This window comes from Sporosarcina trichiuri (assembly GCF_030406775.1).
GTDB classification, from domain to species: Bacteria; Bacillota; Bacilli; order Bacillales_A; family Planococcaceae; genus Sporosarcina; species Sporosarcina trichiuri.
The window spans coordinates 725,043-740,923 of record NZ_CP129119.1; the positions used below are offsets into that span (position 1 = coordinate 725,043).

15 protein-coding genes are annotated in these 15,881 nt (G+C 53.6%); 13 read left to right on the forward strand and 2 right to left on the reverse strand.

The features are described 5' to 3' along the window. Nucleotide 1: 1 nt before the first annotated feature. Together QWT68_RS03920 and QWT68_RS03925 are read right to left on the reverse strand one after the other, a co-directional pair. Nucleotides 2-1,519: a phytoene desaturase family protein gene (locus QWT68_RS03920; protein WP_040286325.1), complete on the reverse strand. Its 1,518-nt coding sequence runs from the start codon at nt 1,517-1,519 to the stop codon at nt 2-4. 26 nt (nt 1,520-1,545) lie between these two features. Next, the gene (locus tag QWT68_RS03925; RefSeq protein WP_082023308.1) at nt 1,546-3,042 is read right to left on the reverse strand and encodes a phytoene desaturase family protein; all 1,497 of its coding nucleotides are present in this window, start codon (nt 3,040-3,042) and stop codon (nt 1,546-1,548) included. Between the two features lie 252 nt (nt 3,043-3,294). Here QWT68_RS03925 and QWT68_RS03930 point away from each other — a divergent pair, with 252 nt between their 5' ends. The 13 genes from QWT68_RS03930 to hemA all read left to right on the forward strand — a co-directional run bounded on the left by QWT68_RS03930 (nt 3,295) and on the right by hemA (nt 15,797). Further along, nucleotides 3,295-3,810 (forward strand): GNAT family N-acetyltransferase, encoded by a 516-nt coding sequence (locus QWT68_RS03930; protein WP_290149692.1) that lies wholly within the window; start codon nt 3,295-3,297, stop codon nt 3,808-3,810. A 36-nt stretch (nt 3,811-3,846) separates the two neighbouring features. Then, nucleotides 3,847-4,065: a hypothetical protein gene (locus QWT68_RS03935; RefSeq protein WP_290149693.1), complete on the forward strand. Its 219-nt coding sequence runs from the start codon at nt 3,847-3,849 to the stop codon at nt 4,063-4,065. 43 nt (nt 4,066-4,108) lie between these two features. Continuing rightward, nucleotides 4,109-4,288, forward strand: coding sequence for a PspC domain-containing protein (locus QWT68_RS03940; RefSeq protein WP_290149695.1), 180 nt, complete (start codon nt 4,109-4,111; stop codon nt 4,286-4,288). A gap of 129 nt (nt 4,289-4,417) precedes the next feature. Further along, nucleotides 4,418-5,116, forward strand: coding sequence for a copper homeostasis protein CutC (locus tag QWT68_RS03945; RefSeq protein WP_290149696.1), 699 nt, complete (start codon nt 4,418-4,420; stop codon nt 5,114-5,116). Nucleotides 5,117-5,314: 198 nt separating this feature from the next. After that, a complete protein-coding gene (locus QWT68_RS03950) occupies nt 5,315-5,803 on the forward strand; it encodes a methyl-accepting chemotaxis protein (protein WP_290149698.1) in 489 nt (162 codons plus the stop codon). Nucleotides 5,804-5,911: 108 nt separating this feature from the next. Further along, a complete protein-coding gene (locus QWT68_RS03955; protein WP_040286329.1) occupies nt 5,912-6,364 on the forward strand; it encodes a GNAT family N-acetyltransferase in 453 nt (150 codons plus the stop codon). Nucleotides 6,365-6,423: 59 nt separating this feature from the next. Continuing rightward, entirely contained in the window at nt 6,424-6,960 is a 537-nt protein-coding gene (locus QWT68_RS03960; RefSeq protein WP_290149703.1) for a hypothetical protein, read from the forward strand. A 70-nt stretch (nt 6,961-7,030) separates the two neighbouring features. After that, on the forward strand, nt 7,031-8,008 hold the full coding sequence (locus tag QWT68_RS03965) for a tetratricopeptide repeat protein (RefSeq protein WP_290149704.1): 978 nt from the start codon (nt 7,031-7,033) through the stop codon (nt 8,006-8,008). Nucleotides 8,009-8,112: 104 nt separating this feature from the next. Then, on the forward strand, nt 8,113-9,405 hold the full coding sequence (tig, locus tag QWT68_RS03970) for a trigger factor (RefSeq protein ID WP_040286332.1): 1,293 nt from the start codon (nt 8,113-8,115) through the stop codon (nt 9,403-9,405). A 484-nt stretch (nt 9,406-9,889) separates the two neighbouring features. After that, a complete protein-coding gene (gene clpX / locus QWT68_RS03975; protein ID WP_040286333.1) occupies nt 9,890-11,155 on the forward strand; it encodes an ATP-dependent protease ATP-binding subunit ClpX in 1,266 nt (421 codons plus the stop codon). 125 nt (nt 11,156-11,280) lie between these two features. Further along, nucleotides 11,281-13,614 carry an endopeptidase La gene (gene lon / locus QWT68_RS03980; protein ID WP_290149705.1) on the forward strand — a complete coding sequence of 778 codons (2,334 nt, stop codon included), beginning with the start codon at nt 11,281-11,283 and terminating at the stop codon, nt 13,612-13,614. Beyond that, nucleotides 13,595-14,176, forward strand: coding sequence for a ribosome biogenesis GTP-binding protein YihA/YsxC (yihA, locus tag QWT68_RS03985; protein WP_040286335.1), 582 nt, complete (start codon nt 13,595-13,597; stop codon nt 14,174-14,176). Before lon ends, yihA begins: the two co-directional genes overlap by 20 nt. A 256-nt stretch (nt 14,177-14,432) precedes the next feature. Beyond that, nucleotides 14,433-15,797, forward strand: a complete 1,365-nt coding sequence (gene hemA, locus QWT68_RS03990; protein WP_290149707.1) for a glutamyl-tRNA reductase — start codon at nt 14,433-14,435, stop codon at nt 15,795-15,797. Nucleotides 15,798-15,881: the final 84 nt, after the last annotated feature.

Genomic DNA, 15,881 nt, shown 5'->3' on the forward strand with positions numbered 1-15,881 from the left:
CTCAATACCCGAATAGGATGCCCTGGTCATCCGAAATCAGCTCCTGCGCGCAGATTTTTGCGGACAGCAGGACGATCGGCACACCGGCGCCGGGATGGGTGCTGCTGCCGTTGAAATACAGGTTCTCACACGCCGGCGCTTTGCTCTGCGGCCGCATCTGGCTGCTCTGCAGCATGGTCGGCAGCAGGCCGAATGCTGCGCCGTTGAATGCATTGAATTTCGACTCGAAGTCGAGCGGCGTGAAGTGCCGCTCCGCCACAATCTGCTGGTCGACGTCCTCGAAGCCATCGATCGTTTTCAATGTATCGAGCAGGTAGGCGCGATATCCGGCGATCGTTTCATCATCCCATTCATAGTCCGCTGCGGCACTGTTTGAAACAGGCATCATGACATAAAGCCCATCCTTGCCGTCAGGGGCGAGGGAGGGATCCATCTTCGACGCGATATATACATAGAATGAGGCCTTCTCCAATTTGTTCCCTTCGAAAATATCATTCATGTTCTTCTCGAGGTCCGCATCGAACACGAAATGGTGGATATGGTCCACCCCGTCATACTTCCTGTCCATGCCGAGGTACATGACAAAGCACGAACAGGAGTATTTCATGCTGTCGATTTTGCGGTCGGTGTATTTCCCTTTCGCCGGCTGGTTCTGTACGAGTTCCTTCATGGCGTATGGGAAGTCGGCATTGCAGACGACGTAATCGGCCGGGATTGCCTGTCCGCCGGTCCGTACGCCGACCGCCTGCTGACGCTCAATCAAAATTTCATCGACGGGCGAGTTGTACTGGATGACACCGCCCAGTTCCTTGAACAGCCGCTCCATCGCGAGTGCCATCGTATGCATGCCGCCCTGCATGAACCAGACGCCATACAGGAACTGAATGGCGGGGATCATGGTATAGAACGATGGGCTCTGCAGCGGGGAGATCCCGATGTAGAGGGTCTGGAAGCTGATGATCTGTTTGAGCTTTTCGCTCTCCACGTAATTGCCGATGAATTTGTGCGCACTGCCGCCGGCTTTCATGTTCATGCCTTTCTTCAGCATCGTCAGATTGTAGAAGTCGCGTTTCCGGCGGAAGGGCCGCTGGATGATACTGTCCCAGGCAACCTGGAACCCTTTGTAGATATCACTCAAATACTGCAGGAACCCTGCCGCGTCGCCGGGTCCGTATGTTTCGAGGGTCTTCATCCACTTCACGAGGTCGCCCGATACGTCGACAGGCCGGTTCGGCTCGTCCGTGAAATGCACCTGGTACATCGGATCGAGCGGCTGCATCGGTATGTAGTCGTCGGGATTTCTGCCGCACACACGGAACACATCCCGGTAGACGTCCGGCATCATGATGATGCTCGGTCCGAGATCGAACTGGTAGCCGTCCAGTTCGATGCGGTTCATCTTCCCGCCGGGTGTCGCTTCCTTTTCATGGATTTCCACGTCGTATCCGGCATGCTGCAGCCGGATGGCACTTGCGAGGCCGGCAGCACCGGCCCCGATGACAATTATCTTTTTGCCCAATCGATCTCTCCTCGCTTTCCCGGAAATCAGCGGCGTCTGTTGTCCCGTTCGACGATCTTGTCACGGACCTGCTGGCCGCTCAGCGTCACCATCGGCATGCCGCCGCCCGGATTGACCGTGCCGCCCGCAAAGTACAGGTTATCGTACAGCTCGCTCTGTTTCGGGTGCTTGAACCCTTTGTTCATCTTCTTATCCGACACGGTTCCATAGATGGCGCCGCGGTCTGTCCAGTACGTCTGCCGGATATCTTCCGGCGTCCAGATGTCCGAGGTGACGATGTTCTTCCGGAGATCGGTCAGTCCCATTCGCTCGAGCTTCGTGAAGACGCGGTCTGTGAATTGATCATAATCCTCCCGTGTGAACGGCTCATCCTGGATGAACGGAATATGCGGAAGGACTTTGATGTTTTCATGGCCTTCTGGTGCCTGGGATGGATCGGTCTTGTTGGTGTTCACCAGGTAGATGACCGGATCATCCGGCAGCTTGCGCTCATGGAAGATCTTGTTCATCTGCTTTTTCTGGTCCTTCGCAAAGAAGAAATTATGATGGGCGAGCTGCGGGTATTTCTTTTTCACGCCAAGGTGCATGATCATTCCGGAGCTTGCCGGCTCGAATTTTTTCTTGAGCTTGGCCACATAGTTTTCATCTTCCTGCAGGAGCCGCTCATACAGCGGGATGACTTCCATGTTGGCGACGTAATAATCCGCGGTCAATTTTGTCCGATCTTCCAGGACTGCGCCCGTGATCCTGCCGTCCTGCCGGTCGAGACGGATGACCGCCTGTCCGGTATGGAACTTCACGCCGATCTCTTGTCCCAGTTTCGTCAGCCCCTGCGCGATGCGGTCCATGCCGCCCGGCACATACCAGGCGCCTTCGTGCTGCTGCATGTAGATCATCATATTGAGAAGAGCTGGCGCGTCATAGGGAGAGGAGCCGACATATTTACTATAGTAGGAAAGCATATCCGCGAACTGGTCGTTGCTGATCCGCTTTCCGATCGCTTCGTGAACAGTCGAAAACAGGTCGAAATTTTTGAACGTGCTCAGCACGCCGTGGAATTCACCGACCTCACGCGTCGTATCGAGTCCTTTGTTGAAGTACCCTTTCTCGATCGTTTCATAGAGGTTCTTCGAATAGTCCAGCAGTTTTCTGAACTGCCGCATGTCCTTCTTGGATAAATGCGGATTTCTCGTTTCCATATCGTGCAGATTTTCGTACAGGTCGATCACATTCCCGCCGGGGAAGAACGACCGCCACTGGTGATTCAGCCGGATGGTCGGAATGTAGTCACTCATCCGCTTTCCGCTGCCAGTGAACAGCCGCTCGAACACTTTCGGCATTGTCAAAATCGAAGGCCCGAGGTCGAATCCGAAACCGTCTTTCTCCAGCCGGTTCAGCTTGCCGCCGAGATGGCGGTTCTTTTCATAGAGCGACACATCGTAGCCGCTTTGGGCAAGCGAAATTGCAGCGGAGATTCCGCCGAGTCCGCCGCCGATGACGAGTACACGTTTTTGCGTTGACAATAGGCACAGCACCTTTCTGAATAAAACTGCAGAGCGTAACAACCATCTCTTTACCCGTATTTATAAGGAGTATACCATGCCTTATGTAATTTCCTTCCGGTTTTGCAGAGAATTCATGCAATATGGAAATTCCCATTGCGGTTTGCGCGGTTGTTGGATAGAATTGTCTGAAAAGGTACTGGTCTGCGGTCGTGGGCAGACGGTATATGTGTAGACCTGAACTAACAAAGGGAAAAGAAAGGGGGTTATCCATTGGCAGCAATCATACGTTCGATGGAACAGAAAGATATCGAAGGCGTCCAGGCCGCAGCTGCGGGAAGCTGGGATGCAACTTATGAAGGGATCATACCGCGGGACGGGCAGGACCGGTTCCTCGCAGCGGCGTATAACAGCGACATGCTGGTGCGCCGTATGGATCGATCCGTCATGCTCGTAGCGGAAGAAGAGGGCCGCATTGCCGGGTTTGCGAATTTCACGCCGGTCAATGAGGGAGGGACCGCTGAACTTTCGGCGATCTACCTGCTGCCGGAGAAGCAGGGAACGGGCACAGGGACTGCCTTACTCGAACGGGGCATCGGCATGCTGCCGGGACTGGAAGTGCTGGAAGTGATTGTGGAAAAGAAGAATGACATCGGCCTTCAGTTCTATTCAGCGAAAGGCTTTCGGATTGAGGAAGTGTTTGACGAGGACTTTGACGGCCATCTGCTGCAGTCTGTCCGGATGAGGAAGCGGTTGGATGGGGGGCAGGAGAAGAGCGGCACTAGATGAAGAACGTGGATCTATGATAGGAAAGGAGGCGGTTCCATGGTGCGGTGTTCAAATTGCGGCGTCCAGTGGCGTGCGAAGGATATTTGGAAGCTGGGGTTCTTGAAGCAAGGGAGGGCTTGTCCTAGCTGCGGGAAACGCCAGTACATTTCCTCGGACACCCAGCGGCTGCTGACGCTCGGCTGGCTGAGCCTGCTGTTCATCCCGTTCGTGATCTGGCGCATCAAGCTGAGCAGCGAGGATGAGCCGTTGTGGTGAGGTTCACCCGCTTATCTGCTTGAAGGAAGAGGAGGGTTGTTTTATGCCGCAGAAGCTGCGGAGAAGTACGGAGGATAAAGTGCTCTCCGGTGTCGCCGGAGGAATTGCGCATTATTTGGGAATCTCTCCATTCGGGGTCCGGCTGCTGTTCTTTGTCATCCCCGGCAGCTTGCTCATCTACTTCATCCTGGCCTTCACCATTCCTGAGGAAGGACGTTTGTAATAGGAGGATTCTGTGAGTATTAAAGAACGGGGCGCTGTCCGAGATGGTCGTTATCCAGTTGCAGTCTCCATTTCCTCGCTTTCCACAGTACGAGTACGCTATGATTCTCATTGGAAATGAGGGAGTCTAATGAAATTGGAAATCATCGCATCGAGTGTCGAAGATGCACGGACAGCGGAAGCGGCGGGAGCGGATCGGCTGGAATTGTGCGCCGCCCTGTCTGAAGGCGGTCTGACACCGAGCCGCGGACTGATCGAAGCGGTCGTCCAGGCAGTGTCCATACCGGTCCATGTCATCGTCCGGCCGCACAGCCATTCGTTCTGCTATACCGAAGACGACCTGGACGTGATGCTGCGTGATATTCACTTTATCCGGGAATCCGATGCTGCCGGCATTGTCATCGGCATGCTCACGGATGATGGATGTATCGACACAGATTCGTTGGAACGATGTCTCACAGAAGCTGGCGGTCTCAGCGTCACATTCCATCGGGCGTTCGATGAGGTTCCAGATCAGCTGCGCGCGGCCGCTGTACTTGCCGGCTATCCGCAAGTCCAACGCATCCTGACCTCAGGCGGGCAGCCGACCGCATTGCTCGGTGCCCGCCGTATCCGGGAATTGACGGAACAGACAGAAGGGACCGACCTGATAATTCTTGCAGGCAGCGGCCTTGAAGCTGATGGTCTGGAGAACTTCATCCGGGAGACCGGTGTCCGGGAAGTGCATATCGGCTCAGGAGTACGTGAGCAGCAGAGTTATCGGCATCCGATCGATCCCGGAGAGGTCAAAGCTGTCCGCAGGCAAATGGATGAGCCGGAGTCCGAATGACCGTCCTGCATGGAACCGTTTGAAGCGAACGGATCCATGCAGCTTTTTATGCGGACAGCCGCCTGCCGAGAGTTCAGAATTGGACGATCGTTTATGGAAGGTATGACAGGCAAAGGATATACTTTCCCCATACTGAATAGTATAGAAGGAAACCGAATTACTGACGGAACAAAAAACCGAAAGCGGTACACGGGACGCATGACGGAAAGCATCGGACAGTTCAGTGACTCGAATGGCCAAATCGCTGCGGTGATCGGAATTGTCCAGGATATCGCCGAGCAGACGAATCTGCTGTCGCTGAACTCGGCGATTGAAGCATCCCGTGCCGGGGAGCATGGGAAAGGATTCGCGGTCGTCTCCCAGGAAGTCCGGAAGCTGGCCGAGCAGACGAAGACATCGGTGACGGAAATCCGCAAACTGATCAGCCTGTCGAACCAGCATACGAAGCAGGTGCTTGGCCATCTCGAGTCCGTCAGCGATGCGGTGCGGGCGGGTGCGGCTGCTTCCGAATCGACTACATCCTCATTCCGGCATGTAGTCGGCTCGATCGACAAGAGCAATGCGATCGCCGACCATGTCCGCCGGCAGATGGATGAAGTGTCGGTCACGGTGGAGGAGAACCAGCATTCGACGACTGAAGTCGCCTCGTCTGCAGAGTCGCTCAACCGCGCCGCCGCCAACGCCTGACCGGTTTATTGGACTTTTTCATTATTTTCAAAAAACAAGCAGGAGTTTTCTTCTGTATGGCGAATGGTACCAGTGAGTTATCAACCTTGCAGAAAAGGGGAGGACAACATGACGTATACTGTTGAGCGGGTGAACGATCTGAATGCTTTGGAGATCGATGCGCTGGTGGCGGAAAGCGAATCGGAAGGCTACCGGTTCCTGACCAGGCTCGTCGAGGAATATAGAGATAGCGTCAATACGTTTTCCGAGCCGGGCGAAGCACTGTACGCTGTCCGCAATGAGGATGGGGAAGTCATCGCAGTCGGCGGCGTCAACCGGTTCCCGGTGCCGGGCGGAGACCCTGAAACAGGCAGGCTTCAGCGATTCTATGTGAAAGAAAGCGAACGGCGGAACGGCGCAGGATCGCTGCTGCTGCAGGAAATCATCCGTAATGCGAAGGGAGCGTTCCATGAACTGACGGTCAAGACGGAGTCATCCAAAGCGGACGCGTTCTACCGCCGCAATGGGTTTGAGTTTGACGATTCGGAAGCGGAGACGACACACCGCATGCTGTTCAGCTGATACGTACGTTACAGTAAGGGAAGTGGATTAGCATTCATACGGAAAAGAAACATATCTTCATGGTGATCGGCGTCGGACTTATCATACTCGGACCATTCATGGTCTTCCTGCTGCCGAATTTTGTCGCCAACTCGCTCCATTTCCGGGCGGGGAGCTGGTTCGTCTTCACTCAGAAAGGCGTTTACGGGTTGTACGCAGCAGCATTCGCACTGCTGATTGCCGCCTGTTTTGTCCTCTATGCGATGAGTCTTGTCAGGAAGTCTTGGTACATAGGCGGAGGGCTCGTCGTCCTGTCGGCATTCTTCTTCTATCTCGGCAGCCTCCATTATATTATGCTGACCGATAACGGATTCGAGTACCGTCCGCTGCTGTCCTTCAGCGCAAACGAATACAAATGGGGGGATGTCGAAGATGCCGTGTTCCGCTCCGTTCCGAGCAAGGACGGCGATTCCACGCTCACGTTCACATTCGATGACGGAACCCCGCTTGAGATGAAAGTCGACAGGCTCGTTTTCAAATTCATGCAGCCGATTGAAAACCGGCTCAGTTATGAAGGGGTGGAAGTCGAAAAAATCCTCATCCCGCCAAAAGATTGACGGGTGTTTCCGCACAGGTGCATCGGATCCGCCAGCTGTGGTATAGTAACTCTGAAAGCAGGTGACGGACGTGAAACGGAAGCGGAAAAAACTTCATACAAAAGGCAATATGATCATCTTTCCCGGCACCATGGAGCGGCTGCTCAGCCAGGCGGAGGATGCATTGCAGGCCGAAAACTTTCAGGAAGCTGTCCGCTTTTGCGAACAGCTTCTTGATATTGTACCGGATGCGCCCGAGCTGCCGGGCCTGCTGGCGGCCGCTCTTTATGAAACAAAAGAGTTCGAGAGGGCAAAACCATATGGCGCCCAATGGATCCACAGCGATCTGGCGGATTATTTCGAAGCGATGGAGCTGTATCTCGCCATCTGTATCCAGCTGCAGGACTATGATGAAGTCGAGGAGATCATCAGCGCGCTGCTGGAAGAAGACGTGGTGCCGCCGGATCTTCAGCAGAAGTTCATCTATCTGCAGGAACTGAATGGGCGTCTTGCCAGGAGATTCAGTGAGGAACCGGCAGAATTGGAAGACGGGCTGCCGTCCCTGCAAGATTTTCTCCAGATGACAGGGCCTGTTCAGCAACAGTTTCTCACAAAGCTGGAGGCACACGTGCCGGAGAATGCCGGACCGCTCCTCAGCGAGATTGCAGGCAGCACAGCCGTACCTGACATGATGAGGACCTTTGCACTCGTGCTGCTCCGAAAATTGGGCTGGCAGGAGACGGTTGTCGTCGTGAAATTCAGCCGTGGGGTGAGTGTTATTCCGGCAGAAATTCCGCTCCCGGGTGAGGATGCCGTTACGGTGGAAGTGCTCCGCCTGCTCGGCCGTCTGCTGGATAAGGATCCGACACGTCTGCAGCTGATCGAAGAGGCCGTCCGGAAGTTCGCCATCGTCAGCTATCCCGTCGGATGGGGGGCGTCCGCCGATCGGGTGGCAGATGCATACGCAAGCTATGCCTCCTTCCTTTTCGAAGGTGCGCAGTATCCGCAGACAGCACTCCACCGGCTGATCCTGGATGTCGATCAGGATACAGGACAGGCCTCGGAATGAAATTTGTTGAAAGATAAAGAGACTGTGATATACTGAGAAAGTTGTCAATGGCGTATATAACAGGTCGGAATATAGTCGTCACTAATGATTCGGAGGTATGAATAATGACAGTTAAATGGGAAAAGCAAGAAGGTAACAAAGGGAAATTGACGTTCGAAGTAACAGCAGAGCGTTTCAACACGGCGCTTGATCAGGCATTCAAGAAGGTCGTCAAGCAAGTGAACGCACCTGGATTCCGTAAAGGGAAAATGCCGCGCAAGATGTTCAACAAAATGTACGGGGAAGAAGCACTCTACAACGATGCAATCGACATCGTGCTTCCTGAAGCATACGATGCAGCTGTCCGCGAAGAAGGTCTTGAGCCGATCGCTTCCCCTGAAATCGACATCGAGAAACTCGAAAAGGGCGAGCCGGTCGTATTCACTGCAATCGTCCCTCTGAAGCCTGAAGTGAAACTCGGCGAGTACAAAGGCCTGGAAGCAACACGCCAGGAGACTAAAGTGACAGACGAAGAAATCGATACTGAGCTGGAAACACGCCGTGAGTCCATGGCTGAGATGGTCGTCAAAGAAGACGGCGCAATCGAAGACGGCGATACGGCCAACATCAACTTCGACGGATACTCGGAAGGTGAAGCGTTCGAAGGCGGAAAAGCCGAGAACTATGACCTTGTCGTAGGTTCCGGATCGTTCATCCCGGGCTTCGAAGAGCAGCTCGTCGGCTTGAAGACAGGCGACGAAAAAGATGTCGAATTGACATTCCCTGAAGAATACCACGCAGCAGAACTTGCTGGTAAGCCGGCAGTGTTCAAAGTGAAAGTCAACGAAGTGAAGGCGAAAGAAGTGCCTGAACTCGACGATGAGCTTGCAAAAGAAATGGACGAAGACGTGGAAACAGTGGACGAGCTCCGCAAGAAGATCCGCGAAAACCTTGAAACCGAAAAGCAGTCGGCAGCAGAAACAGCGCTTCGCGATGACCTCGTGGAAGCGGCAGCCCGCAACGCGGAATTCGAAGTGCCTGAAGAAATGGTGAATGCAGAAACAGACCGTATGCTTGAGGAATTCGGTCAGCGCCTGCAGATGCAGGGCATGAACCTGGATCTCTACTACCAGTTCTCCGGTCAGGATGAAGACGCTCTGCGCAGCCAGATGCACGACGACGCGATCAACCGTGTACGCGTATCACTCACTCTGGAAGCGATCGGCAAAGAAGAGAACGTCGAAATCTCCGAAGAGGAGATCAACGAAGAGCTCGACAAGATGTCCAAGCAGTTCAACATGGATATCGAGCAGATCAAAACAGCTCTCGGCGGCACAAGCATGCTTGAGAACGACCTGCGCTTCAACAAGACAGTCCAGCTGCTTGTTGACAACGCAAAGATCACAGACGCTGAATAATAGTTGTACTCTAGGCAAGGTACGCAGCAATCCGTACCTTGCTTTTCTATATCATCGGGATAGGATGCTTGGCTTAGGGAAGACTGCAGGTACAGGGCCTGCGGAATGGCGGGTTGTCCGTCGGGTTTTTGAAGGTATGATCACTTTTTGGGATTAATGATCACTTTCAGGGATTTATGATCACTATTTGTGTTTTATGATCACTCAACAGGTTTTATGATCACATTCCGCGATTTATGATCACATTTATCGTTTTATGATCACTTTCCTGATTTTATGAGCAAAACAGCCGTTCCAGCGGTGGCAGCACATTGTACATGCCCGATGGATGCCTGCATTGCGGGACTCTGCCGCCGCCTGCCTGCTGTGCAGTCCTGATTCCATGGCATCATAAAAGAAATCCTGTGTACATACTGCAAGAGGTCAAATCATTTGATAAACCAGATGGAATCTTGTAAGATTTCACTGAATAGGGGTGAGCAATTTGTTCAAATTCAATGATGAAAAAGACAATTTGAGCTGTTCGTTCTGTGGCAAGACGCAGGACCAAGTCCGCAAACTGGTCGCAGGACAAGGGGTTTATATATGTGACGAATGCGTGGAACTCTGCGCTGAGATCGTCGAGGAAGAAGTCGGTCTGGAAGAAGGCTTCGAGTTCAAGGACGTACCGAAACCGAAAGAGATCCAGTCCATCCTGGATGAGTATATTATCGGGCAGGACCGTGCGAAGAAATCGCTGTCCGTTGCCGTTTACAACCACTACAAGCGTGTCAATTCCGGCAGTAAAGTCGACGATGTCGAACTCGCGAAGTCGAACATCGTGCTGATCGGGCCGACAGGAAGCGGTAAGACGCTTCTCGCTCAGACATTGGCACGCATTCTGGATGTGCCGTTTGCGATTGCAGACGCAACATCGCTGACAGAAGCCGGCTATGTCGGCGAAGACGTCGAGAATATCCTGCTCAAGCTGATCCAGTCGGCTGATTTCGATATCGACCGTGCTGAAAAAGGGATCATCTATATCGATGAAATCGATAAGGTCGCCCGTAAAGGCGAAAACGCATCGATCACCCGCGATGTATCTGGTGAAGGCGTCCAGCAGGCCCTCCTGAAGATTCTGGAAGGCACTGTTGCAAGCGTTCCGCCGCAGGGAGGCCGGAAGCATCCGCATCAGGAATTCATCCAGATCGATACGACGAACATCCTGTTCATCGTCGGTGGTGCGTTCGACGGCATCGAAGAGATCATCAAACGCCGTGTCGGTCAGAAAGTCATCGGCTTCGGTTCCGATCCAAATGCTGCAGAAGAAGAACGTTCACTTCTGTCCCGCATGATTCCGGAAGATCTCCAGCAATACGGTCTGATTCCGGAATTCATCGGGCGTCTGCCGGTGATCGCGACACTTGAGCAGCTGAGCGAAGATACACTGTATCAGATCCTCACGCAGCCGAAGAACGCAATCGTCAAGCAGTATCAGAAGATGCTGAGCCTCGATGACGTGGAACTTCGTTTCGAAGACGACGCACTGATCGAAATCGCCCGCGAAGCGATCGAGCGGAAGACAGGCGCCCGCGGTCTGCGGTCCATCATCGAAAACATCATGCTTGACGTCATGTATGAGCTGCCGTCACTTGAAGAAGTGAAAGAGTGTCTCATCACAAAAGATTCCGTTCTTGGGAAAGGGTCGCCGATCCTCTATCGCGAAGACGGTTCGGAAATGAAGCTTGATAACGAACAACATACAGCGTAAACAGATTGGGAAGCTGACTTGTAAAAAGCGCAAATGTGCTGAATGAGTCAGCTTTTTTCCTAATTCTAGTTATTGCCGTCATACATACGAATCGATATAGTTACTTATGGAGGTGACGTTTCTAAATGGCAGTACGACATACAATCCCTCTTCTACCATTGAGAGGCATACTGATTTACCCGACAATGACTTTACATATCGACGTGGGCCGTGAACGCTCCGTCTTCGCAATCGAGCATGCGCTCGCCAACGACAACCTCATCTTCCTGGCAACCCAGATTGACATGAACGAAGAGAACCCGGAACCCGAAGACCTGTATCATCTCGGAACGCTTGCGCTCGTTAAATCGATGACGCAGCTGCCGAACGGCGTCTACCGTGTTCTGCTCGAAGGTGTCGAGCGCGCGGAATGGATGGACTATGAAGAGGCGGACCTCTATCCTGTCGTTTCCGTCAATGGTTTCCCGGATTCCACTGAAGTCGATCCGGAGACCGAAGCGCTCATGAGGACGCTGCTTGCTTACTTCAAAAAATATACGGAAGTGTCGAAGCGTATCAACGAAGATGCGTATAATGCCGTATCAGGCATCCAGGAACCCGGTCGGCTAGCAGATTCGATTGCATCCTACCTGCCGCTGAAAATCCGTGCAAAACAGGACATCCTGGAAACACGCAATGTCAACGAACGACTCGAATGGCTGATCGGCCGGCTCTTCAATGAGCAGGAAGTCATGGACCTCGAGCAGAAGATCAACGAACGGGTCCGTGAGGCGATGGAGCGCACGCAGAAAGAGTTCTACCTGCGCGAGCAGATGAAAGCGATCCAGACCGAACTCGGCGACAAGGACGGCAAAGGGCTTGAGGTCGAGTCGCTGCGCGAGCAGATCGAAGACGCCGGCATGCCGGAAGACGTCCGGAAAATTGCGGAGCGTGAATTGGACCGCTATGAAAAGATTCCGTCGGCTGCCGCGGAAAGCGGGATCATCCGGTCGTATCTCGACTGGCTCGTTGCACTTCCCTGGTCGTATGCAACGAAAGATCAGCTGGATATCAGCCGCTCCGAGCAGATTCTGGAACGGGATCACGAAGGGCTCGATACGGTGAAGGAACGCATTCTCGAATTCCTGTCCGTCCGGCAGCTGACAAAGTCGCTCCGGGGGCCGATCCTCTGCATCGAAGGACCGCCTGGTGTTGGGAAGACATCCCTCGCCAAGTCGATTGCGGAATCGCTCGACCGGAAGTTCGTCAGGGTCTCCCTCGGCGGCGTCCGTGACGAATCCGAAATCCGGGGACACCGCCGGACGTACGTCGGTGCGATGCCGGGCCGTATTATCCAGGGGATGAAGAAAGCAGGCACCGTCAATCCGGTCTTCCTGCTCGATGAAATCGACAAGATGTCGAACGACTTCAGGGGGGATCCGTCCTCCGCTATGCTTGAAGTGCTGGACCCTGAACAGAACAGCACATTCAGTGACCATTACATAGAAGAGCCGTATGATCTCTCGAAAGTTTTGTTCATTGCAACCGCCAATGATCTGAGTGCGATTCCGGGACCGCTGCGCGACCGGATGGAAATCATCTCGATCGCCGGTTATACCGAGCTTGAAAAGCAGGCGATCGCAGCGAACCATCTCATTCCGAAACAGCTGAAGGAGCATGGGCTGACAAAGTCGCAAGTGAAGTTTCAGCAGCCGGCAATCCTCGATATCGTGCGGTTCTATACGCGTGAGGCCGGGGTCCGTTCGCTGCAGCGGGAAATCGCAAGTGTCTGCCGGAAAGCGGCGCGTCTCATTGCGGGCGGCAAGAAAAAAAGCGTCACAGTGAGTGCAAAGACCCTTCCGGCCTACCTGGGGAAACGGAAGTTCAGCCACGGACAGGCCGAGGAGACGAATCAGGTCGGCGTTGCAACCGGACTTGCCTATACATCGGTCGGCGGTGATACGCTGCAGATTGAAGTATCACTGTCGCCTGGAAAAGGCAAACTGATCCTGACAGGCAAGCTCGGAGACGTTATGAAGGAATCCGCCCAGACGGCGCTGTCCTATGTGCGATCGAAAGCCGAAAGTCTCGGCATCGATCCGAAGTTCTACGAAACGAACGACATCCATATCCACGTGCCTCAGGGAGCCGTGCCGAAGGACGGTCCATCCGCAGGCGTCACCATCGCCACAGCGCTTGTCTCCGCGCTCACCGACCGGCCGATCCGTAAAGAAGTCGGCATGACGGGCGAGATCACATTGCGCGGCCGGGTGCTGCCGATCGGCGGCCTGAAGGAGAAGACACTGAGTGCGCATAGGGCGGGTCTCCGTGTCATCGTCCTGCCGAAGGAGAACGAGCGGGATATCGATGAGGTCCCCGCTGAAATACGGAACGATCTTACATTCAAACTGGCAGACGATGCTGAGCAGGTGCTCGCCGCTGCATTGGAGGAACGGAGCTATGAAAGTACACAACGTTGAAATGGTGATGAGCGCCGTCCGTCCGGAACAATATCCGGAGGACGGTTTCCCGGAATTTGCGCTCGCCGGACGGTCGAACGTCGGCAAGTCTTCGTTCATCAACAAGATGCTGGGCCGGAAGAACATCGCCCGGACGTCATCGAAACCCGGCAAGACACAGACCCTGAATTTCTACAAAATTGAAGAGCAGCTGTTCTTCGTGGATGTGCCGGGCTACGGCTATGCACGCGTATCGAAAACGGAGAAAGAGAAATGGGGCGGCATGATCGAGCGGTACCTGACCGGCCGCGAACACTTGCGGGCAGCGATCCAGATTGTCGACATCCGCCATGCACCGTCGAAAGATGATGTCAATATGTACAATTTCTTCGTCCATTACAACATTCCGACAATCGTCATCGCGACAAAAGCCGATAAGATTCCGCGGGGCAAGTGGGACAAGCACAAGAAAATCGTCCGCCAGACTCTCAACATGCTCGGCGACGACCCGCTGTTCGTCTTCTCCTCTGAAAAGGGGATCGGTGTCGAAGAAGTATGGACGGAAATCGAAAGCAGGATGTAACTGCCGGAATCTCCATCCGGCGTCTGCATAGGCTGTTCCGGCCGTTGTGACTGGAACAGCTTTTTCGGCCGGGCATAATATGGTGATGCGTCCAGAAACAGACCATTGGAAAGCGGGCGGCAAATACTTTATAATGATTATAAAGAGAATGCGCTCCGGTCAGACGTCATATGTTGTTCATAAATCGTCCATGAACTGTACGCATGCTGTGTTATACTTAGGAACAGGAAATAGACGCGAAAGGTGTGAATCCGTAGTGAAACTGCTCGCAATCGGAGTCAATCACAGGACAGCGCCGGTAGAAATCAGAGAAAAGCTTTCGTTCAATGAAGCTGATTTGCCGCACGCCATGAAAACTCTCCAATCGACAAAAAGCATACTTGAAAATATCATCGTTTCGACCTGTAACCGGACAGAGATCTACGCCGTCGTGGATCAGCTGCATACAGGTCGTTATTATGTCAAAAACTTTCTGGCGGAATGGTTCCGCCTGCCGGTCGAAAGTTTCAGCCAGCATCTCATCATCAAAGAAGAGGACGAAGCTGTCGAACACTTGATGGCTGTGACGTCGGGTATCGATTCGATGGTTCTCGGTGAGACACAGATCCTCGGCCAGGTCCGTACAAGTTTCCTGAAAGCGCAGGAAATCGGTACGACCGGCACGATCTTCAACGAACTGTTCAAACAGGCGATCACTGTCGCAAAACGGGCCCATGCCGAAACAGCGATCGGCGAGAATGCCGTGTCCGTTTCATATGCGGCCGTCGAACTCGGCAAGAAGATCTTTGGTTCGCTGAAGAACAAACATATCGCTATTGTCGGCGCGGGTGAAATGGGCGAGCTGACTATCAAAAACCTGCAGGGAAGCGGTGTGGGCAAAATCACTGTGCTGAACCGGACACTTTCCAAAGCGGAGGACTTGGCCGGCAAATTTGATGGGGCCGCCAAACCGCTCCAGGAACTGCAGTGCACGCTGCTGGATGTCGATATCCTCATCAGCAGTACAGGGTCGAAAGACTACATCATCGATCTGGAACTGATGCAGTTCGTCGAGCGGCTGCGTAAAGGGCGACCGCTGTTCCTCGTGGATATCGCGGTGCCGCGCGACATGGATCCGCGCATCGGCGAGCTTCCGAACATGTTCCTGTACGATATCGATGACATGCAGGGGATCGTGGAAGCGAATCTCGCAGAACGGAAACGGGCGGCGGATGAAATCATGACGATGATCCGCGGTGAAGTCGTGCTCTTCAAGGAATGGCTCGTCACACTCGGTGTCGTTCCGGTCATCACAGCTCTGCGTAAAAAGGCGCTGTCCATCCAATCGGAGACGATGGCGAGCATCGAGAACAAGATGCCTGATCTGACGGACCGCGAAAAGAAAGTGCTGAACAAGCATACGAAATCGATCATCAATCAGTTATTGAAAGAACCGATCCTGCAGGCGAAGGAGTTCGCTTCCGATCCGAAAGCGGCAGAGAAGCTCGAGCTGTTCCAGTCGATTTTCGGCATTGCAGAAGAGGTGCAGCGTGAAAAAGAATTGCAGGCACAACAGCAAAAAGCGGAACAGGGAGCCGGTGCTTCCCAAACGGCCGGGCTGCAGCCTGATATGACATATTGACAAGGTTTGTCCAAGTCATTTCCCATCCCGCTTCTTTGCCGGCTGATGCGGAAATGGCTTTTTTAACAGAAAGGCAGAGATTGG